This window comes from Bacillus sp. LK2, from assembly GCF_001043575.1.
Lineage (GTDB): Bacteria > Bacillota > Bacilli > Bacillales > Bacillaceae_G > Bacillus_A > Bacillus_A paramycoides.
The window spans coordinates 84,410-106,801 of record NZ_LDUK01000015.1; the positions used below are offsets into that span (position 1 = coordinate 84,410).

Consider the following 22,392-nt stretch of genomic DNA (forward strand, 5'->3'; position numbering starts at 1 on the left):
AAACATTTTTTACATAGATCATTAAATGGGATCCTAATCTGTGGAAAATCCATCAATCTATTTTTCTACTATTTGTATGATCGAAGTGGTTCTTCCCATGGCCACTCGCTTCCTAAGTTCGATTCTAATAACAGTACAGAAACAGTTATTCCTGCTTCAAATCCTCTTGTTCCACCCGGTAAAACGATAAATGCATTCGCATCTGCAAGTGAAGAAATTGCACTAGATTTATCTAAACCAACTGGTATAACTTGCAATTGACCATCTACAATTTCCACTTTTCCTCTTACAAAACGAGTAAATGGGTTTGCTTTCGGAAAGTCTTTTTGTAAAATTGCTTCTGCACGATATACATGCGGATCTTTCCTATGCAAATATGTTTGAATGACTGGTCGAACATATAATTCACATCCGACATAACAAGCAGAAGGATTACCAGATAGACCAAATAATAGTTTTCCTTCTAGCTCAGCTACAGTTGTCACACTTCCTGGTCGCATCGCTATTTTATTGAAAAGTACATTAGCTTGTAATCTCTCATAAATAGCAGGTAAATAATCACAGTCTCCTACTGAAACACCACCAGTTGTAATTAAAATATCAACTTCTTTCATCGCCTTTTTTACAATGTTATAACACGTCTCTAAATCGTCAACGAATTGTCCATAATACCGTACAATTCCACCTGCTCGTTCAGCTTGAGCGGCTATCATATAGGAGTTACTATTTCGAATCTTCCCTTGTTTCAGCTTTTCATGTACTTCCAACAGTTCACTTCCTGTTGTTACGATCCCAATAACCGGCTGTCTTACAACATTTACTGAACTATAACCAAATGTAGCAAGAAGCGCTGCTACTCCAGGATTAATAGCAGTCCCTTTTTTCACAAGTAGGGCGTTTTGTTTTACATCTTCTCCTTTAAAAGAAATGTTATCACCAGAGGCGAAAGGGCGTTTTAACTTCATATATGTTTTTTCGTTTTCTTCAAACCCTTCCGTTAGCTCTAACATAACAACGGCATCACAGCCCACTGGAATTGCGGCTCCTGTCATAATACGTACAGCTTGAAATGCTTTCACCTCTTTTGTAAAAACAAAACCAGCCCCAATTTCACCAATAACTTCGAACTGAATCGGATTACTGCTACTTGCTTCTTTTGTATCTTCCGCTCGAATCGCAAACCCGTCGTATGGAGAGCGATCAAAATGCGGGACATCATGATCCGCAACAACATCTTCTCCAAGAATTCTTCCATAGCTTTCTATAAGTGAAACCTTTTCAGTTTCACCTCGATGAGTGTACTCCATTACACGTGCGACTGCTTCTGCCACTGGAATTGGTATACGTTTTTCTACCATTCTTTTTTCACCTCATTTTGATAAGGAGAAACTTTCTTTCTGTTCATCCTATATATTTTGCGTATAATCGTTTTGCTATTTTCATATCATTTGTCCCATGAATAAATGCCCTACCGTCTGTAAATAAAACAAAACGATATTCATCAATTAGAAACGATAGTAAATACGGAGTTTTTTGGACATTCACACTTTTTTGTAAGCGCTTTTGAATTTCTTCTAAATTAAGAGTTTTCTCTATTCCTGGACGGATTTGAACGGTATTCCGCCCGCATAACACTTCAGTTTTCATCTGTGATTCAAATGTTAAACTTGGGTACGTGCGTACATTTCCACAAGATGGACATGTACTTTTTTTCTGCCTATTTACTTTTAATGAGAGATATTGATTGTTCCAAATATCAAATGATAACATTGTCCCTCGCAGCGCCTGAAAATCATCCACCAATATTTTCATCGCTTCTGTCACTTGGTGAGCAACGACCATTTGTACAGCTGGCTGAATGATTCCTGCTGTATCACATGTTGCACCACCCATAGGATGATCCATTAAGCAGCGAAAACACGGTGTTTCCCCTGGAAGAATTGTATAGGTTACACCGTAACTTCCAATGCATCCACCGTATATCCAAGGTATATTTTCTTTTTGTGAAATATCATTTATAAGTAGTCGCGTATCAAAATTATCAGTCGCATCTAATATGAGATCCACTTCTTTTGTTAACTCTTCCATTTCTTGCACTGTGACATCCGTTACAACTGACACAATTTCTACTTCAGAATTAATCTTTCTTAAATGCTCTGCCGCTGCAATTGCTTTTGGTTTGCACTGCTGCGCATCTTCTTCTGTATATAACTGCTGCCTTTGTAAATTACTCCATTCGACGTAGTCACGGTCAGCAATTGTCAATTTCCCAATTCCCATCCTAACGAGCGCTTCCGCATTTGCAGCGCCAAGTGCACCCGCACCAATTAGGAGCACATGTTTTTCTCTTATTTTTCTTTGTCCCCTTTCACCAATTCCAGAAAATAATACTTGCCTTGAATAACGCTCCTGCATATGGAATCCTCCTTTCGTTATCCACCAATGTAAGACATTTCAACTTTTGGACGTTTTTTTGTACTTTCTGCCGTTCGTTCATCTGAATACCGATCTTTTCTAAGCTCCCATGTATGCTGTAGAATTTTTAATAGTGATGCATCGGAAATATTTTCTCGAAGAAGCGTTCGTAAATCCGTTCCTTGGGTTGCGAATAAGCACGTAAAAAACTTACCGTCTGCCGAAATACGTGCCCTCGTACAAGAAGAACAAAATGACTCAGAAACAGAAGTAATAAATCCAATTTCTGCATCGCTCCCTACATATCGATACAATTTCGCTACCTCTCCAAAGTAACGAGGGTTAACGGGCTCAATCGGATATACACGATTAATTTTCTCTATTAATTGTTCCTTCGTAATAACTTGTTCAAAGTTCCAACCGTTCGTACTGCCCACATCCATAAACTCGATAAAACGAAGCTGAATTTCTTGTTCTTTAAAATAACGAGCCATAAGAAGAATTTGACTATCATTCATCCCTTTTTTTACGACCATATTTACCTTTACTTCTAATCCAGCTGCCTTTGCTGCTTCAATTCCTTTCAATACAGGTTTTGTACTTACATTTCGTCCATTAATTTTTTGGAAGACATGATCCTCTATCGCATCTAAACTAATATTTACACGTTTTAATCCCGCTTCTTTTAATGCCTTCGCTTGTTTTGCTAAATGAATACCGTTTGTTGTGAGTCCAATATCCGTTAAACCTTCTAGCTTTGCAAGCCTTGCAATTAACTTCGGTAAGTCTTTACGCAATAATGGTTCACCGCCAGTAAGCCTAATTTTATGGGCTCCCATACTTATAAATAATCTCGCTAATCTTTCTATTTCATCGAACGTTAATAAAAATTCTTCCTGTAAAAAGGCGTAATCAGGTCCGAACACTTCCGCCGGCATACAGTACGTGCACCTAAAATTACAACGGTCAATAACTGAAATACGTAAATCTTGAAGTGGCCGTTCTAAAGAATCTCTCATCTTCTCGTGCATCTATATCCCTTCTTTTCTACTCAAATCCTTAGTAAGCTTTCAAATTTTTTATTTGCCTTCATTATAAAAAAGAAGCTACATATTCAATGTGACTTTTCTCACATTACTTTCCCCATTCAAAAATTCTTCACAAATCCGTTCGAATTTTGTTCACATCTCTAGCCTCATTCTCTTTTTCAAAATAAAAAACTTAGAGTTATATAATTCCTTACTACAAGTAGCTTTTTTAAAATTTAATGCTGTTTTCCCTTACGGTCATTGAAATTTTACTTTATTTTTAAAAATAGCTCTTGCATTTTCATCATACTTACACTCAAAATAGGAAATGTATTGCTTATAAGAAGAAAGGTGATCACTGTGGCAAACAGTATGACATTATCTCAAGATTTAAAAGAATTACTTGCATCTGTTGAATATAAAATGCAAATTAAAAAAGGAAGTTTTATTTTTCAAGAAGGTATGGAAGCAACAGAACTCTATATCATCCACTCCGGAAAAGTACAAATTAGTAAACTAAGTGCTGACGGGCAAGAATTAACACTTCGTATTTGTTCAGAATACGACATTATTGGCGAATTAACATTGTTCACGGACAATGCGAAGTATTTATTAAATTCAAAATGCCTTGAAGATGTTGAAGTAGGAGTTATAAAGCGTGAAGCCTTAGAAAAAGCATTACTCCAAAAGCCCGCTCTTGTATTTGAATTTATGAAATGGATTAGTGAACATTTAAGAAGAATGCAAACGAAATTCCGAGATTTAGTATTACATGGCAAAAAAGGTGCCCTATATTCTACTCTCATTCGAATGACAAATAGTTATGGTGTTTTAAAAGAAAATGGAATTCTCATCGATTTGCCATTAACAAATCAAGAACTTGCAAATTTCTGTGCAACTTCGCGTGAAAGTGTAAATCGAATGTTAAATGATTTAAAAAAACAAGGTACGATTTCTATTTATAAAGGAAAGATTACAATTCATGATTTACAATTTTTAAAATGTGAAATCTCTTGTGAAGATTGCTCTGCCTCTGTTTGTAGCATTGAGTAGCATCTTATTTAGATGCTACTCTTTTTTTCATATTTAGCTACTTCACACATACAGTTACTCGCACCTATAAGGAAAGCCAAGGCCTCCAATTAGACCTCGGCTTTCCTTATAAATTACTAAACATATATAACAAAATTATTTTTTCAATTCATTAGGAATACGTCTTCTGTAAATTACATAACTACGGCTTAAATATTTAATTGGGGCACTAAATACATGTACAAGTCTTGTAAATGGCCATACTGCGAAAAGCCCCATCCCTGCAATAATATGAATTTTAAACCATACAGGTACTTCCATCATATATTCAACTTTCGGTTGGAAAATAAAGAGACTTCGGAACCATGGACCAATTGTTGTACGGTAATCAAACCCTTTTGAGTCGATATTTAAAAACGTTGAGGAAAGTCCTGCCAGCATTACAATAAGTAATAAAATAAGCGCAATATAATCTCCCTTTGTACTCGTTGCAATGATGCGTTTTACTGTTAAACGGCGATACGTTAATATAATTAAACCGATGATAGAAGCAACACCTGCCGGAAGTCCGAAACTAATTGCAACTATATGGTACATATGCTCAGAAATCCCTATTGAGCGGTATACGGACTCTGGAATTAATATTCCCATAACATGACCGCCAATTACGAACATTATCCCAAAGTGGAATAATAGACTTCCGATTCGGAGCATTTTCTTCTCTAATAGTTCACTAGATTTTGATGTCCATCCAAATTGATCATAGTTGTATCTGAAAATATGTCCACCGATAAAGATTGCAAAAATGATATAGGGAAATAACACCCATAGAAATTGATCCATCATTTTGACAACTCTCCTTTCTAATTCATTTGTACTCCCCAGGCGTCGATAGCTAGGAGTACGGCTGCAAGAATTGGTTCGTACATACAGTCTGCTTCTTTTAACTGCCCGTGCAATGCTTGTATATTCTCCTTGTATTTACTCATGATTGGTTCACTATCTTGCTCATTTGCATTTGCAAAAAACTCAAGCAAAAGCGGTAAATAATCAGGGAGTTCTTTATCTGTTACGCTAAAACCAGATTTTTTATAATGCTGTTTTAACTCTAATAATTCAATACCTCTTTCTCTTTGTTCACCAGTGTTCATATAAGTTAAATACATATTTGTCTTTTTACCAAAGTCGAATGTATATACGTAAGAATCAATTAATTGATCGTTCGTTTTATCCAGTGCTTGTTTTATAAATGCTGTAAGTGATGCTTTAACATCTTCCTGTTCAATTGCTTCAATCTCTTCTTGTAATTCAGTTAAAGCTTCTCCCCACCCAAGTTCCGGGTAGGAAAGAAGAAAAGAAGAACAAGAAAAAGCAGTTTGTAAACTTTGTTTCATAATTTTCTGCCCCCTTTATTTATGAAATTGTCGTACAAGAGCCTGGGCCACCCGCGAAGGAAAGACCACAGCTTCCTTGTTCACTATATAAATCTGCAACTTGTTCGCGGTGAGATGTCGGGATGACGAAGCGATCTTTATATTTCGCGATAGCAAGAAGACGATACATATCTTCTACATCTTCTTTCGTTAAACCAAGTTCTTTTAATACAGCTTCATTTGGTTCTTTATTAATTTGCAATGCTCTCATATGTGTTCGCATGACAGCCATTTTTTTCAATGTAAGACGAATATGTGATTCATCTCCTGCAGTGAGTAAATTCGCTAAATATTGAATTGGAATACGCATATTATCAATAGCAGGGAAAATCTCTTCTGCTTGCCAGTTACTACCTTTCCCTTCCACCATATTCATAATTGGGCTAAGCGGTGGGATATACCAAACCATTGGCATTGTACGGTATTCTGGATGAAGAGGAAGAGCAATTTTCCAATCGATAATCATTTTATAGATTGGTGACTCTTGTGCCGCTTTCATCCACTCTTCAGGAATGCCTTGTTTTTTTGCTTCAGCTGCTACTTCTGGATCATTTGGATCTAGGAAAACAGTAAGCTGAGATTCATATAAATCTTTTTCATTTTCAACAGAAGCCGCTTCTTTTACTTTGTCAGCGTCATATAGCATTACCCCAATATATCGAATACGTCCTACACATGTTTCAGAACAAATTGTTGGCATACCAGCTTCAATACGAGGGAAACACATTGTGCATTTTTCTGCTTTATTCGTTTGCCAGTTAAAATATACTTTTTTATACGGACAAGATGATACGCAGAATCTCCAAGCACGACATGCATTTTGATCCACAAGAACAATCCCATCTTCTTCACGTTTATACATCGCACCAGATGGACAAGACGATACGCAAGATGGATTCATACAATGTTCGCATATGCGTGGTAAATACATCATAAAGACATTTTCAAAATCCGTTTTAATTTCTTCTTCCATTTTCTTTACGTTTGGATCTTGTAATCCTGTAATATGTCCGCCTGCTAAATCATCTTCCCAGTTTGGACCCCATTCAATTTTGTCGATAAATTCGCCTGTAATTGCTGATTTCGGACGAGCAACTGGTTGATGCTTACGCTGTGGGCTATTTGTTAATGTTTCGTAATCATAGTTCCAAGGTTCAAAGTAATCATCAATTGTTGGTTGATCTGGATTGTGGAAAATGTTCATAAGACGCTTCATTTTCGAACCGGATTTCAGCTGAATTTCACCATTTTTCAATTCCCATCCGCCTTTGTATTTCTCCTGATCTTCCCATTGTTTTGGATAACCAATTCCAGGTTTCGTTTCTACGTTATTGAAGTACATATATTCAGCACCTGGACGATTCGTCCAGGTGTTTTTGCATGTTACGCTACAAGTATGGCAGCCGATGCATTTATCTAGATTCATTACCATTCCGACTTGCGCTTTAATCTTCAAGCCAATCTACCTCCTTCAATTTGCGAATTACAACGTTTAAGTCGCGCTGGTTCCCAGTCGGACCATAATAGTTAAATCCATAGCTTAATTGGCCGTATCCACCAATCATATGTGTTGGTTTAACGTGAATACGAGTTGGACTATTATGCGTTCCTCCGCGGTTACTTGTTAATTTCGTACCAGGTACGTTAATGTGGCGATCTTGCGCATGGTGCATAAATGCCATTCCTCTCGGTATACGGTGTGTTACAACCGCACGCGCTACAACAACACCGTTACGGTTAAAGCACTCAATCCAATCATTATCAGCAACGCCAGCTTCAGCAGCGTCCTCTTTATTCATCCAAACAGTTGGACCACCTCTAAACAGCGTTAACATCGGTAATGAATCGAAATACATACTATGAATCGACCACTTATTATGCGGTGTTAAATAGTTTAGTGTAATTTCTTTTCCTTCTACTTCGGGCCGTGATTTACGGAATGGTTTATGTTGCAGAATTGGCTTAAATGTTGCCATCGTTTCACCAAATTCTTTCATCATGTCGTGATCTAAATAGAAAGATTGTCGACCCGTTATCGTTCTCCAAGGGATAAGACGTTCAACATTTGTTGTAAATGGTGAGTAACGGCGTCCACCTTTTTCAGAACCCGTAAAGGCCGGAGAAGTAATTACTGTTTTAGGCTGCGCTGTAATTTGTTCAAATGTGAAGCACTCTTCTTCACGCTCTTCTGCTAAATCACGTAATTTTAAATCCGTTTGTTTTTCAAGTGCTTCCCATGCTTTTACAGCCATATGACCGTTTGTTGTAGAAGAAAGTGTTAATACCGCCTCGGCAGCATTAATTGCTTCTTTTATGTCTGGGCAACCTTTCGCAATAGAATCAGTCCGAACAACTCCTAATCGACTCTTTAATTGCTCATACTCTTTTTCTGCAGACCAAGAAATCCCTTTCGTACCAATCGGTTGTTTTCCAGCATTTGGTCCAAGCGCTGTCATTTTGTCATAAATCGTTTTATAATCCCTTTCGACAACATGAATTTGCGGCATTGTTTTACCTGGGATCGGTTCACACTCACCTTTACTCCAATCTTTAATCTTGCCAAGTGGTTGCGCTAATTCTTGCGGCGTATCGTGCAGAAGTGGTGTTGCAACGACTTCTTTCATTGGTTCAAGATCGATTTTCTTCGCTAAATCTGACACAGCTTTAGAAAGAGAGGTGAAAATATCCCAGTCAGAGCGTGCTTCCCACGGTGAACCGATTGCTGGATTAAATGGATGTACAAATGGATGCATATCTGTACTGCTTAAATCATGTTTTTCATACCAAGTTGAAGCAGGTAAGACGATATCAGAATAAAGCGCTGTTCCAGCCATACGGAAATCTAAATTAATGAGTAAATCTAACTTCCCTTCAGGTGCTTCTTCATGCCACTTAATTTCTTCTGGTCGTAATGAATCACTATCGTCATTCATTAATCCATTTGTTGTACCTAATAAATGTTTTAAGAAATATTCGTGACCTTTACCCGAACTTGAAATTAAATTTGCACGCCATACGAATAAGTTGCGCGGGAAGTTGTTTTTATTATCTGGATCTTCAATTGCAAATTTCAGTTCTTTTTCTTTTAATTTTTGCACAACGTATTTTCCAATTTCTTCTTGCGTTGTTGCACCAGAAGCAACAGCTTCTTTATATAATTCAATCCCATTCTTCTCGAATGTTGGATATGAAGGTAACCAGCCAAGTCTTGCTGCTAATACGTTGTAATCACCGTGATGTTGATAACGGGAGTTGCCCTCAACTGGTGATGCTAAATGTCCTACAGGTGTATCTTCATAACGCCATTGATCTGTTACAAAATAGAAGAAAGATGTACCGTTTTGTAATTTCGGTGGCCCTTGCCAATCTTTTGCCATCGCAATTGTTTGCCATCCTTCTGCTGGTCGTAATTTTTCTTGACCAACATAATGTGCCCAACCGCCGCCGTTTACACCTTGTGCTCCAACGAGAAGAACAAGATTTAGAACTGCACGATAAATCGTATCAGAGTTAAACCAATGGTTAATACCGGCCCCGACAATAATCATCGAACGACCATTTGTATCAACAGCATTTTGTGCGAACTCACGAGCGATTTGAATAATAAGCTCTCGTTTCACTCCTGTCATTTTCTCTTGCCATGCAGGTGTAAACGGCACATCATCATTGAAGTCTTTCGGTTCTTGCCCACCAAGTCCTCGGTTTACACCGTAATTCGCTAACGTTAAGTCATATACAGTTGTAACGAACACTTCGCCTTCTTCTGTCATAACTTTTTTCACTGGAATTGTACGTTCTAATATTGTATTTCCATCATCAGAGAAGTACGGAATTTGCACCGTTCCAACACTATCTTCCATTCCAAGTAAAGAAAGACGTGGGTCAATCTTTTCACCTGTTTGTTCATCTTCTAAACGTAAGTTCCATTTCTTTTCGTTATCCCAACGTGACCCCATTGTGCCATGAGGTGTTGCAAAATCATTCGTGTTCTCGTTCCAAAGCACAGGTTTCCATTCTCCTAATTTCGTTTCGCGTCCAATATCAGAAGCATTTAAGAAACGATCAGCAACGAATTGATCTCCTTTTTGTTTCAATGTGACGAAGAAAGGAAAATCAGTATATTGCTTCGCATACTTTGTGAAGTATTCCACTTGATTATCTACGTAGAATTCTTGTAAGATCACGTGCCCCATTGCCATCGCAAGTGCACCGTCTGTACCTTGCTTCACACTAATCCAATCATCAGCAAACTTAGTAGATTCAGCGAAGTCAGGACTTACAGAAACCACTTTCGTTCCTTTATAACGAACTTCTGCTAAAAAGTGGGCATCTGGTGTTCTCGTCATCGGTACATTTGAACCCCATGTCATAATGTAGCCAGAGTTATACCAGTCACTACTTTCTGGTACATCCGTTTGATCGCCCCAAATTTGCGGAGAAGCTGGTGGTAAATCAGCGTACCAATCATAGAAACTAAGCATTGGCCCACCCATAAGTTGCATAAAACGGCTACCAGCTGCATGACTTAACATCGACATAGCTGGAATTGGTGAGAAACCAACATTTCGGTCCGGACCATATTTAATTACTGTATAAAGTAATGAAGCAGAAACGAGTTGTAAAACTTCATCCCAATTCGCGCGAATGAATCCCCCTTTACCACGCGCCTGCTTATAAGCACATGCTTTTTCAGGGTTTTCCACAATGCTTTTCCAAGCATCTAGTGGTGATTTATGATTTTGTAATTCCTCTTGCCACATATTCCAAAGAACACCACGTACATATGGATATTTCACACGAAGTGGACTATAAATGTACCAAGAAAAACTCGCTCCACGCGGACATCCTCGTGGTTCAAAGTCAGGCATATCAGGACCTGTTGTTGGATAGTTAAGCTCTTGTCCTTCCCATGTTACAATTCCATCTTTCACATAAATGTTCCAACTACAAGAACCAGTACAGTTCACACCGTGTGTAGAACGGATTACTTTATCATGCTGCCAACGCTTTCTGTACACATTTTCCCATTCACGATCTTCATATGTTTCTTGTGTATGATTATCGTTATAACGATCTATTGGTGAAAAATATTTTAAACGTCTCATTAGTGCTGAAGGTTTCTTCTTCATACTGTTCACTCCTTTAATACGTCTCTCTTACATACCCTTACTATAAGAGAGGTTGTAAAATACAGATGTGACATTTCGCACAGTTCAAGAGATTGTCAAAAATTCAGTAGAAAATAAGTTTGAGAGAAATTATTCGTAAATAAAGGTTTCTTTGTTCCGTTGCGAAGGTTTATGGTCAATCGTAATTATTAGGGAATTAGTACGTGGAGGAATCAGCTACTTTACAAAAGAAAAAACGTAGGAGAAGTTCCTACGTTTTTCTTTATAACTATATTAAAAAGAGTTTTGATATTATTTCAATAATGCTATAAGGAAACGATTATAAATTGTATGTAAGGAATTTATTTTTCTTCAACTATACTATTTTATTTCAAGACATATTTTACAGAAAACTAGAAATCATTATTTTCTGTGTTGCCCTTGGTTACGACAACAATTATACTAGATGTAACCTGGATTAATAATCTGAATATTTTTAAAATTAAGATTAGGATTTCCTTTGAGGACATAGAAATCCTAAAGTATATCACCATGATTTTTTTACATATAAGTTTCTTCCTATTTATATAAGTTCTCAATATGAACTTATATAATACCATTACGAATTACCTCTTAGATTACTATCATACTGCAATAAAATGAAAGAACTACTTTTCTTTAACCTAAATTCTATTTTCCACTAAATGAATTAGAAAACGATAATAAAATTAGGAGGATTACGATGCCCCAGCTTGATTCATTACATCCCATTGTAGAAAAAATAATCAACAATATTGAAAAATTAATGGTTGGAAAACGAAAAGAAACGATTTTAGCCTTGACAGCTCTCTTAGCTGAAGGTCATGTACTATTAGAAGATGTTCCCGGTGTCGGGAAAACAATGCTAGTACGTGCTCTTTCTAAATCAATTGATGCCGATTACAAGCGAATTCAATTCACACCTGATTTACTACCGTCAGATGTAACAGGTGTTTCTATTTACAATCCAAAAGAGCTCCAATTTGAGTTCAAGCCTGGACCAATTATGGGAAATTTTGTACTTGCTGATGAAATTAATCGTACATCTCCAAAGACACAATCTGCCTTACTTGAAAGTATGGAAGAAGGCAATATCACAATAGATGGCATTACAAGACCGTTACCAAAACCGTTCTTTGTAATGGCTACACAAAATCCGGTCGAATATGAGGGAACATACCCTTTACCAGAAGCTCAGCTCGATCGTTTCTTGTTGAAGCTAAAAATGGGATACCCTACATCAGAAGAAGAATTTGAAATTTTAAACCGGATGGAAAAAACAAATCCACTCTCCCATTTACAAGCTATTACTACAATAGAAGAATTACTTTATTTACAACAAAGCGTACGGGAAGTAAGCATGGACAAAGCAATCAAGCATTACATTGTAAAGCTTGTTAATCAGACTCGTTCTTATAGTTCTATACAGCTAGGTGCAAGTCCACGCGGCTCAATTGCTTTAATGAAAGCTTCACAGGCTTATGCATTTATCCATGGCAGAAATTATGTTATTCCAGACGATGTTAAATTTTTAGCTCCTTACGTTTTAGCTCACAGACTCATTCTAAAAATGGAAGCAAGATTTGAAGGTATAACAGGAGAACAAGTTATCGCCAAAATCGTTGCACGAACTACCGTGCCGAATCAAAGGACGATGAACCTTTGATGAAACGACTACTACGAGTACTATATCACGTTACCAAGTTATTGCTAATCCCTTTATGCCTAGTCTTAACATTTGTGTACGCTATGCTTCAAGGAGGATTTGTAAGTTGGTTTTTGTTTTACAGTACAATTCCTATTGGCCTTTATTCACTACTACTCCCCTTCTACGCTTTACGGGACGCTGAAGTAAAACGAATAACAAACCAAAACGAATATGTAGCAGGTGAACAATTTTTAAGCACTATTACAATAAAAAGAAAATTTCCTTTTCCCTTACTTTATTTAGTTATAGAAGATGAACTGCCACCACAATTTACAAGCTGTAGACAAACAAAGATGAATAAGGTAATACTCTTTCCTGGATTAAAACGAAATATTTCGTTTCAATATGTTATTGACACAATCCCTAGAGGAGAGCACACTTTTTCAAGCGTACGTGTCAAAACTGGCGATCTATTCGGTATGATGGAGAAAGAAGTAACTTTTTCAGTTCCAGATACATTTTTAGTCTATCCCCAGTATGTAGATATAACGTATCGACAATTGGAAAATCATTTCGAACAAGGAGCGCTTTCAGCAAATATAAATTTAGCAAAAGACTCTACAGTCTCTGTCGGTGTCAGAGAATATAAACCTGGTGACCGCTTTTCATGGATTGATTGGAAAGCTACTGCACGAACAAGCAACATTATGACGAAAGAGTTTGAACAACAGCGCAGCCATAATATCATGATATTCATGGACAGAACCCCATCCCCTCTATTCGAATCAGTCATAACGTTTACTGCCTCTATTGTAAGGGCTGTCTTGAAGCAAAATTCACCGGCGTCATTCGTGTCTGTCGGAAAAGAACGAACTTTTTTCCCTTTAGACAATGGAGATAGTCAGTTGCAGCAAATCTTTTGTCATTTAGCGAAAGTACAAGCGGACAGTGTATTCCCGCTCTCTCGGAGTGTAGAAATGGAATTAAGAAAAATTTATGAACCCGTAACGATTATACTCGTGACAAGTGATCTTTCTCCCGATATTCAAAAGGCGGCTGACTGTGCTGCTATAAAAAATAGAAAATTAATGGTGTTTGTCGTGAAAGAAAAAGCGAATCAACTCTCACATCGAGAACTAAGTATTCTAGAAAATCTACAAAAACGAAAAATATTTGTAAATGCGGTTTATGAAAACCGGTATACAAACGTGTTTTTTGAGGTGAGCAAATGATAACATTACAAACAAAAAAACAATGGGATATGAGCAGATTCTTTATACATGTATGTGCATTTCTACTTTTACTAGAATGGCTAAGACCCCTTATTGGTATTACAAACGTAGGTAGATTAGATATTTTTGTAATATTTATAGGAATTTGCTTCACTCTCTCTTTTTTTCAAACAAGGTGGCAGATTCCAATAAAGATCGTCACGATCTTATTCATCATTCATTTCCTGTATTATAAAAATGCTTTTATAAATCCATCTTGGCTAACTAAATTTTTTTATGATATTTCTCGAAATTCCTCCCTGTTTTTCCAGGGGAATTTGCTAGATATTTCCCCAGTTTTTCCAACACTTTTATTTTTTTTATCATTTTGGTTTTTGAGTGCTTTCATCTCTTTCTGGATGATTCATAAAAAACGTGGGTTGTTATTTCTTATATTGACTATTATTTATATCACAGTTTTTCATAACTTACATTTATACAATGCAAACTACGCTATTATTCGTACTGTTGTCATCGGCTTTTTTATGCTTAGTCTTCTTCAAATAGAACGAATAAAAGAGATTGAACACTTACAAAATTATGCTAGAGAAATCTCAAAATTACTTAAACCTCTTACAATATTTATTGTATTGTCAACAACCATCGCATACTTTGCTCCAAAATTTGGTCCTCAGTGGCCAAACCCAATGGATTTTTTAAAATTCAACACATCCGAAGCAAGTAAAAAACAAGAAGTTTCTAAAATTGGGTATGGTTTAGATGACTCACAATTAGGCGGTCCTTTTAAACCGGATAATACAATTGTTTTCACAGCACAAGCGCAAAACAAACAATATTGGAGAGTAGAAACAAAAGATTTTTATACAGGAAAAGGCTGGGAGGTTTCTGAAAATCAAAAAAAGGTTTCATTTAAAAATAAAAACGACGTCGTGAGCTGGTACGAACAATATACAAAAACGGAGACAACTGAGGCAACAATCACCATGCAAAAAAGTTATACTCACCTTACCTATCCAGCAGGATTAGTATCAGTTGAGGCTTCTTCTGATGTATCATACAGCGTTGACCCATTTTCAGAAAAAATCTATACGATGCACGGAGACTCTTCTACTACTTTAAATTCGTATAAAGTAACATATGAGATCCCGGAGTTTTCCATAGAAAACTTGAAAGCTGTAAAAACGAATGAAGGTCATGAAACAAGTCCTTATTTCATGACAAAGTACACACAACTTCCCGAATCATTACCGCAGCGAGTAAGAGACTTAGCTGTTAATCTTACAAATGATAAAGACAACCGATATGATAAAGTATTAGCTATTGAAAATTACTTCACAGACAATTCTTTTGTATACGAAACAATGAATGTCTTGTTCCCTGCCAATAACCAAGATTATGTAGATCAATTCCTTTTCGATACAAAAAGCGGCTACTGTAATAATTTTTCGACGTCTATGATCGTGTTACTTCGTTCTGCCGGAATTCCTGCTCGCTGGGTAAAAGGCTATACAGAAGGAACTCTTGAGAATACACTTGTTGGTACAGAAGGTGAGAATGTTTATAAAATCGCGAACAATAACGCACACTCTTGGGTAGAAGTATATTTTCCAGGATACGGATGGATTCCATTCGAACCAACAAAAGGATTTACCAATCCCTATAATTTTATAAATAATACTCCTGCTTCTACTTCACAAAATAGCGAAGAAAATAATTCTAAAAACGAGCAAATACACCAACGGAACAATGAAGCAAAGCTCAAAAGTTTAATAGAGAATACAGAAGAAGCACCTACTAAAAAGATCACAAATTCTAAAAATGGGTTTTCTTGGTGGTACGTATTCCTCTCTACGATACCGATTAGTATCATGGGATACATTCTCTTCACCACTAGAATGAAATGGATTACATTTTTTATTATTCTTTTCTATAAATACCGAAAAGATGATGCTGTTTATCTAAAAGCTTACGGTTCACTTTTAAAACAATTTGCGAGAATCGGTATACCGCGGGGTGAAAGTCAAACATTCCGAGAATACGCTCTCCGCATCGATACACTTTACAACTCGACTGATATGCAACAACTTACTTTCAGTTATGAGAACGCTATGTATCAAAAGGGACAGGCCGCAGCCGAATGGAAGAAATCCGTACACTTATGGGAAGTACTTATGAAAAAAGCAGCTTCTCTGCCTAAATCAAATGAATTCGATACAGTGATTTAATCTTGATAATGTGAGTTTAAAGAAAACACCTCAATGACTAAGAGCTACTTTGTTCTTTGAGGTATTTTTTAATAAACATAATAAAAAGATAGCTAACTCCTAATCGCCTCCGCCATCTCCTGAACTGCCACATACGGATATCGGTACAACAGTAAATACGTACAGTCACGTACTACCAAGTATGCAAAAATCGGTAGCGGAAAAGTTAAACGAGCTATTTAGCGGAAGTGACCAAAGTAGTGACTCCTAATTATTAGCCAAGTACCTTTTCAATCTCCACCTCTAAATCCACCGGCTTTGTCTGCGGCGCAAAACGCCCTACTACTTTCCCGTCTCTTCCAATTAGAAACTTAGTAAAGTTCCATTTTACCGCTTTCATACCGAGTAAACCTGGTGCTTGTTCTGTCATGTATGTATATAGTGGATGAGCCTTCTCACCTTTTACATCAATCTTTGCAAACATCGGGAAGTTTACACCGTAGTTCAATTCACAAAAACTTGTAATATCGGCTTCTGTGCCTGGTTCTTGTCCTCCAAATTGATTGCAAGGGAAACCTAGTATTTCTAGTCCTTGGTCTTTATATTTATCATATACTTCTTGTAATCCTTTATACTGTGGTGTAAATCCACATTTACTAGCTACATTTACAATAAGAAGTGCTTTTCCTTCGTAATCTTTTAACGATTTTTCTTCACCTGTTATTGTTTTAGCTGAAAAATCATGAATTGTCATTGTTCCTATCCCTCTCTTCTCTATCATTCTATGTTTATACTATACTACATAAGTGAACATGCAGCCCTTTTTACATACTTATATGCCCGAAATGATAGCGCTTTATTTTTGTTCAAAAAATCGACACAAACTACTAGACTTTTATGATGGAAAGTTTTACAATTGAATTGTGAACAAAATGTGACAGTTTACATTATAAATTGTGACATTTTCAATTCCATTATAAAAGAAAAGGATGGTGTTGATTATGAAAACTGCACAGCGTGAAATGATTTCAAATCGTGAGTTTTATTTCGTACTATATATGATGTTATTGTATGTTACTGGTTGGGTAATCGATGTAAATGGCTTATTCCTAAGTTCCTACTTTAATTTAGCAGGAGAGATTACACTTCCATTAGTTGGCGGTATTGTTGGACTGTTCGTTATGTCTATTAATAAACAACAAACGAAATAACGACATTACATAAAGGCAGAAGACGAGTTTTCGTTTTCTGCCTTTTTCTTTTTTTAGCGTATAATATAAAGTGAAACTTTAATCAGTGGGGATTTTACGGGCAGTAAGACTTTCACAAATAGCGGTAAAAATCTACAAGTATATAAGGAGTGGTAAGTATGAAAAAAGTAGAGCAATTATCTTCCCATCTATATCTTATTGATGATTACGACTTACAACATAATGAACGAACAGGTACGTACGTTTTATTAGGTGACGATATTACTTTAATTGAAACTTGTGCAGCCCCTTCTCTTCCCTATATTTTAGACGGCTTACAACAATTACATATTGATTTACACGATGTAAAAAACATTATCGTTACACATGTTCATTTAGATCACGCAGGTGCAGCAGGTTTAATGATGGAGAAATGCCCAAATGCTACTCTATTTGTGCATCCACGCGGGGCTCGTCATATGATTGATCCTACAAAACTTATTCTAGGTGCAAAAGCAGTATACAAAGAAGATTTCGATAAGCTCTTTGATCCAATTCTTCCTATTAAAGAGGAACGTGTTCATATTGTACAAAATGGTGATACATTAATAATTTCAGAAGACCAGACCCTTACATTTTATGATACACCAGGACATGCGAAGCACCATATTAGTATTCACGATTCAAAAACAAACGGTATTTTCACTGGTGACACGATTGGAATTTACTATCGAGAGCTAGCTGATTTTGGTGTAGAGTTATATCTACCATCAACTTCCCCTTCGCAATTCCAGCCAGATGCGATGATTGCTTCTAAAAATCATATTCAAAGTATGAATGTAGATACTATTTATTTCGGTCATTACGGGGCATCATCTCATGTTACAGAAGTATATAACCAACTGGAACATTGGTTGCCTATTTTCGTCGAGACTGGTACGGATGTCTTTGAAAAAAATAAAGATTTCGATGAAGCTACTAAGACATTAAAATCTTTATTAATGGAGAAAGTCTCCTCTCACCTTACAAAGCTAGACGTCCCATCAAATCATACTGTTTATAACATTTTACATCTAGATTTAGAAATTAGTGCGATGGGAATTATTGATTATTTAACGAAGCAAGTAAAAGCAAGTTCCACTATCAACTAACAGTAAAAGAAGAGATATACAACGGTTGGTATTGTATATCTCTTCTTTCTTTGAATATATTTTTAGTAAAGGATGGTGGAATGATATGCAAAAAGTGATTCAATATTTCTGCTTTACATTATTTATCGTCTTATTATTATTTGTCGGAGTAAAAATTCAATTTTATTTAGATACAGACGCGCAAGTGAATTTTAACGTTTACCCAAGATTATTCTACTTTACACTCTTCCCTCTTTTGGTCGGCATTTTATTACGATTCCTTCAATCCATTAATCGCGAAACGAGTAAACAAAACTGGAGCTTTCAGCCGGATAAATTTATTGCTATTACAGTACCTACAATATTAATTTCCTTTTCCCCAGCCCTACTCTTTTCACCACTTGGCGAATACCTACCGTATTTAGTTAATATTATTCTTGTGAATACAACTTTCGTTACCATTATTAGTTTAATAGCTGGTTACTCACTCTTAGATTGCTTTATACAAAGAGACAAGACAATTAGTAAGGAATACAACTAAGTGATATCCCACTTTCACTTTATTATGCAAGTCAAGGGTAGTTGGTTATGGTGGTTTATTTATTAGTGCAATACTCCTTGCGAGAGTTGCTATACATGCGGTGAGAAAGTTCAAGTAAACAAATAAGGAGAACCTGATAATAAAGGCTCTCCTTTTTTTTGTTATCTCACCTTTTCATTTACATACTCCATAAACTGCTCCGCTTTACTAAATCTTTCTTTGTATGCCTCAGGTACTTCTTCTACTTTCATTCCACCCGTTGATTTTGTTTTTACTTGTACTATTTCATATGTCATTAAAGCTTCCACATAGCGATCAAACTCTTCTGGTGTTAATACTTCTTCACTAGATTTATGACCGTTTAATTTATCAAAGTATGGTTGAAGTCCCATACTTATCTTTTTCATTTCTTCCCTTTTCTTCGGTGATAACTGATCATAATCAATATTACCGTTTGAATCTCCATACTCAAGCTTTGCATTTGTTAATTTCTTTAGTTCCTTTGTAAACTTTTCATATTCCTTTGCACCCATTTCATCTTTCGCCTGTGATAACTTTGCACTAAAACGCATATATGCTTCTAATGTCATAGTTCCGGCATGCTTCTTTAAATTTTCAAAAGATCCGTATATACCATCTGCCATAATAGATTGATAAGCAAAACCAGTCGTCGGGATTAAAAATGCTGCTACAAGCACTCCTGCTATAAGGCGTTTCTTCCTTTTACTCCCCCCGCGCTTCATTTTAATTTGAACGATTACTTTTTCTTTTAACTCCGGCGGGGCTACAATTCCCTTCGCTTCTTCTTGTATAGATTCTCTAACTCTACAATCTAAACTCATTTCACATTCCCTACCTCTCCTAAAAAGATATCTTCTACTTGCTCTTTCTGGCGTAATTTCTTTAAAGCCGCATGAATTCTAGATTTCACGGTACCGATTGGAATATGTAATATATGTGCTACTTCTTCTTGTGAGTAATCGTGTAAATATCTTAAAATAATAACTTGTTTCAATTTATACGGTAATTTATGTATGAGCTCGATTAGTTTTTGATTTGATATTTTACTTACAACATCGTTAGAAAAATCAATTTGTACTGGTTTCCTTTGCTCTTCTGCTTTTTTTACAATTCGTAGCCGCATCCACCTCTTTCTTCTATAGGAATGAATTTGTTTAATCGCAAGTCCAATTAGCCAAGGACGAAATGGCTTCTCGCTATCATATTTACGAAGCGATTCATATAGCTGTATGTATATTTCTTGAACGACGTCATCTACATCCGTTTTGTCTTCTATTAAAAAATGTGCTGTCTTATATACTTCTTGAATCGTTTTATCATACAATTCGCCATACGCTTCTTTATTGCCTGATAGAGTTAATTGAATTAAATCTGCATAATCTATTTCATCCTTCATATAACACCCCTCCTTTGTCTTACACTATATATTGGCAAGTAAATGATATTTCGTTCGATTTTTTTCAAAGGTTTTTATATAAAGTGAAACTTTAATCAGTGGGGGATGTCCATCCCCCACTGATTATTAGCCCACACCAATCGGGCTTTTAGGCGGGAGTCTTACTACACGTTAATGCGGGATAAATTAATATAATAATGCAATGCCTTCATAAGTTTCACTTATAACCGTGCATAACAATTATATAATTTTCCAATTCCTAATGAAGATTTAAAATGATTTATATAGCAAAATTTAGGGGGATATATGATGAAAGCTATCGTTGTAACTTCGTTCGGTGGTCCTGAAGTGATGAAATATACAGATGTGGGCATTCCGACTATTTCAGAAAATCAAGTATTAATTCGCATTGTTGCTACTAGTGTTAATTTCGCCGATATTAAATCACGCTATGGCAAAAAAGGAAACAAAGCATTCCCCTTTATTCCAGGGATAGATGCAGCTGGTGTTGTAGAACGAGTCGGTTCTCATGTGAAAAATATTTATCCTGGACAGCGTGTCATTGCTTTTCCTCAAAATGGCTCTTACGCTGAATATGTTGTCGCAAACGAAAATCTCACTTTCGTTTTACCTGATGAAGTCGATTTCCAAACTGCTGCTGCTTGTCCGATTGTATCTTTTACAAGCTATAATTTACTCGCAAATGTGGCCAGACTGCAAAAAGATGAAGCAGTTCTAATCCATGCAGCTGCTGGTGGAATTGGTACTACAGCAATTCAACTTGCAAAACTATTAGGAGCTGGAAAGGTTATCGGTACTGTCGGAAGTGAAGCGAAAAGAAAAATTGCTTTAGACGCTGGCGCTGATTATGTTATATGCAATCAAAATGAGGATTTCGTAGAGAAAGTTAATGATCTTACAAACGGAGAAGGTGTTAATGTTATTTTAGATTCTATTTCTGGTACTGTGTCAGAGAGAAGTTTAGATTGCCTTGCTTATTATGGTCGTCTTGTCCATTTCGGTAATGCTAGTGGAGAAGTTGGTAATTTTCGAACGAAAGATTTACATGCAAGTTGCCGTTCTATACTCGGTTTTAGCTTTGGCACTACACGGAAAAAACGTCCCGAATCTCTCAAAGAAACTGCAAATCAAGTTTTCCGTTATTTACGTGATGGAAGTTTACTAATTAAAGCTACGAAATCTTTTCCTCTTCAAGATGCAGGGAAAGCACATGAATGGGTCGAAAGTAGACAAAGTACAGGGAAAGTAATACTAAACGTTCAGACAGCTCCCTAAAATGAATACATGAAATCGAGGTGTCATTCATGGGATCACGAATTATGCATGTTATTATCGCTAACGGTATTGCCGAGAAACTATCTATTCAAGATAAAACTTCTTTCTTACTCGGAGGTGTAGCTCCTGATGCTGTTCATTCAAAAGACGAAAAAGGAACTTCACATTTTTACGCTGGTACAACGAAGAACTATACGAGAAGAATAGATTACGAATCATTTATTCATAAGTACGAAAAGCATATGGACTCCCCTTTTCTTTTAGGCTATTATACCCATCTCATTGCCGATGATAATTGGCTAAATGGATTTTTTCTACCTTGGCTCAAAAACAGAATTGAGAACGACGAAGCCATCGCACCTATGTACTATAACGATTTTAAATTATTGAACGCAAAGTTGTTGCATCATTATGATAAAGAACAACAGCTCTTCTCCCTTCTTAATCAAGAGGCTCACATTGTGAATATCGAGGAAGTGTCAGAAGAGAACGTTTTAGCTTTTCGGCAATATATTTTTGAGGATATGCTATATCCTGAGCAACACTTGCACGAAAACTTACAAGTGTTTACATTTGATCAAATCGTTGGTTATATTGAGACAGCTATTGAAAAAGGGGCATTTTTTATCAAACAACTCTCTAATGAAAAATTCACTTCAAATATTTAATCCCCCTCATT

At 36.4% G+C, this 22,392-nt stretch carries 19 protein-coding genes and 1 pseudogene; 10 read left to right on the forward strand and 10 right to left on the reverse strand.

Going from position 1 to position 22,392, the window contains the following annotated elements:
- Nucleotides 1–68: 68 nt before the first annotated feature.
- Genes VK90_RS10250 through moaA form a run of 3 tightly spaced genes read right to left on the reverse strand, consistent with a single transcriptional unit; the run spans nucleotide 69 to nucleotide 3,446 of the window.
- Nucleotides 69–1,358: a molybdopterin molybdotransferase MoeA gene (locus VK90_RS10250; protein WP_048372503.1), complete on the reverse strand. Its 1,290-nt coding sequence runs from the start codon at nucleotides 1,356–1,358 to the stop codon at nucleotides 69–71.
- A gap of 43 nt (nucleotides 1,359–1,401) precedes the next feature.
- Complete coding sequence (locus VK90_RS10255; protein ID WP_048372509.1) at nucleotides 1,402–2,415, reverse strand: molybdopterin-synthase adenylyltransferase MoeB; 1,014 nt, start codon at nucleotides 2,413–2,415, stop codon at nucleotides 1,402–1,404.
- 17 nt (nucleotides 2,416–2,432) lie between these two features.
- Nucleotides 2,433–3,446, reverse strand: a complete 1,014-nt coding sequence (gene moaA, locus VK90_RS10260) for a GTP 3',8-cyclase MoaA (RefSeq protein WP_048372511.1) — start codon at nucleotides 3,444–3,446, stop codon at nucleotides 2,433–2,435.
- Nucleotides 3,447–3,803: 357 nt separating this feature from the next.
- Between moaA and VK90_RS10265 the strand changes: the two genes are divergently transcribed.
- Nucleotides 3,804–4,496, forward strand: coding sequence for a Crp/Fnr family transcriptional regulator (locus VK90_RS10265; RefSeq protein ID WP_048372512.1), 693 nt, complete (start codon nucleotides 3,804–3,806; stop codon nucleotides 4,494–4,496).
- Between the two features lie 135 nt (nucleotides 4,497–4,631).
- Here VK90_RS10265 and narI read toward each other — a convergent pair whose 3' ends face one another.
- From narI to VK90_RS10285, 4 genes are read right to left on the reverse strand one after another with little or no spacing between them, the layout of a single operon-like run.
- On the reverse strand, nucleotides 4,632–5,321 hold the full coding sequence (narI, locus tag VK90_RS10270; RefSeq protein WP_025151138.1) for a respiratory nitrate reductase subunit gamma: 690 nt from the start codon (nucleotides 5,319–5,321) through the stop codon (nucleotides 4,632–4,634).
- A gap of 17 nt (nucleotides 5,322–5,338) precedes the next feature.
- Nucleotides 5,339–5,869, reverse strand: coding sequence for a nitrate reductase molybdenum cofactor assembly chaperone (narJ, locus tag VK90_RS10275; RefSeq protein ID WP_025151139.1), 531 nt, complete (start codon nucleotides 5,867–5,869; stop codon nucleotides 5,339–5,341).
- Nucleotides 5,870–5,888: 19 nt separating this feature from the next.
- On the reverse strand, nucleotides 5,889–7,364 hold the full coding sequence (gene narH, locus VK90_RS10280; RefSeq protein WP_025151140.1) for a nitrate reductase subunit beta: 1,476 nt from the start codon (nucleotides 7,362–7,364) through the stop codon (nucleotides 5,889–5,891).
- A complete protein-coding gene (locus VK90_RS10285) occupies nucleotides 7,354–11,037 on the reverse strand; it encodes a nitrate reductase subunit alpha (RefSeq protein WP_048372514.1) in 3,684 nt (1,227 codons plus the stop codon). The genes narH and VK90_RS10285 overlap by 11 nt, the downstream gene beginning before the upstream one ends.
- A gap of 721 nt (nucleotides 11,038–11,758) precedes the next feature.
- Between VK90_RS10285 and VK90_RS10295 the strand changes: the two genes are divergently transcribed.
- From VK90_RS10295 to VK90_RS10305, 3 genes are read left to right on the forward strand one after another with little or no spacing between them, the layout of a single operon-like run.
- Nucleotides 11,759–12,721, forward strand: coding sequence for an AAA family ATPase (locus tag VK90_RS10295; RefSeq protein ID WP_048372521.1), 963 nt, complete (start codon nucleotides 11,759–11,761; stop codon nucleotides 12,719–12,721).
- Complete coding sequence (locus VK90_RS10300) at nucleotides 12,721–13,935, forward strand: DUF58 domain-containing protein (RefSeq protein WP_048372522.1); 1,215 nt, start codon at nucleotides 12,721–12,723, stop codon at nucleotides 13,933–13,935. Before VK90_RS10295 ends, VK90_RS10300 begins: the two co-directional genes overlap by 1 nt.
- A complete protein-coding gene (locus VK90_RS10305) occupies nucleotides 13,932–16,160 on the forward strand; it encodes a transglutaminase TgpA family protein (protein ID WP_048372524.1) in 2,229 nt (742 codons plus the stop codon). The genes VK90_RS10300 and VK90_RS10305 overlap by 4 nt, the downstream gene beginning before the upstream one ends.
- 253 nt (nucleotides 16,161–16,413) lie before the next feature.
- On the opposite strand, the gene bsaA is transcribed toward VK90_RS10305, so the two are convergent.
- A complete protein-coding gene (gene bsaA / locus VK90_RS10310) occupies nucleotides 16,414–16,893 on the reverse strand; it encodes a glutathione peroxidase (protein WP_048372526.1) in 480 nt (159 codons plus the stop codon).
- Between the two features lie 247 nt (nucleotides 16,894–17,140).
- On the opposite strand from bsaA, the gene VK90_RS10315 reads away from it, so the two are divergent.
- The 4 genes and pseudogenes from VK90_RS10315 to VK90_RS31395 all read left to right on the forward strand — a co-directional run.
- Entirely contained in the window at nucleotides 17,141–17,350 is a 210-nt protein-coding gene (locus VK90_RS10315) for a DUF3925 family protein (RefSeq protein ID WP_048372529.1), read from the forward strand.
- A 158-nt stretch (nucleotides 17,351–17,508) separates the two neighbouring features.
- A complete protein-coding gene (locus tag VK90_RS10320; protein WP_048372531.1) occupies nucleotides 17,509–18,480 on the forward strand; it encodes an MBL fold metallo-hydrolase in 972 nt (323 codons plus the stop codon).
- 85 nt (nucleotides 18,481–18,565) lie between these two features.
- Entirely contained in the window at nucleotides 18,566–19,000 is a 435-nt protein-coding gene (locus VK90_RS10325) for a hypothetical protein (RefSeq protein WP_048372865.1), read from the forward strand.
- A 37-nt stretch (nucleotides 19,001–19,037) separates the two neighbouring features.
- Nucleotides 19,038–19,118, forward strand: a pseudogene (locus tag VK90_RS31395) (ABC transporter); the annotation flags it as partial.
- Nucleotides 19,119–19,161: 43 nt separating this feature from the next.
- Here VK90_RS31395 and VK90_RS10330 read toward each other — a convergent pair.
- Both VK90_RS10330 and VK90_RS10335 read right to left on the reverse strand, forming a co-directional pair.
- Entirely contained in the window at nucleotides 19,162–19,842 is a 681-nt protein-coding gene (locus VK90_RS10330) for a DUF3600 domain-containing protein (protein ID WP_048372534.1), read from the reverse strand.
- Nucleotides 19,839–20,417 carry a sigma-70 family RNA polymerase sigma factor gene (locus tag VK90_RS10335; RefSeq protein ID WP_048372536.1) on the reverse strand — a complete coding sequence of 193 codons (579 nt, stop codon included), beginning with the start codon at nucleotides 20,415–20,417 and terminating at the stop codon, nucleotides 19,839–19,841. Before VK90_RS10335 ends, VK90_RS10330 begins: the two co-directional genes overlap by 4 nt.
- Nucleotides 20,418–20,726: 309 nt before the next feature.
- Between VK90_RS10335 and VK90_RS10340 the strand changes: the two genes are divergently transcribed.
- Together VK90_RS10340 and VK90_RS10345 are read left to right on the forward strand one after the other, a co-directional pair.
- A complete protein-coding gene (locus tag VK90_RS10340) occupies nucleotides 20,727–21,713 on the forward strand; it encodes a quinone oxidoreductase family protein (RefSeq protein ID WP_048372538.1) in 987 nt (328 codons plus the stop codon).
- A gap of 29 nt (nucleotides 21,714–21,742) precedes the next feature.
- Entirely contained in the window at nucleotides 21,743–22,381 is a 639-nt protein-coding gene (locus VK90_RS10345; RefSeq protein ID WP_048372540.1) for a zinc dependent phospholipase C family protein, read from the forward strand.
- Nucleotides 22,382–22,392 lie beyond the last annotated feature (11 nt).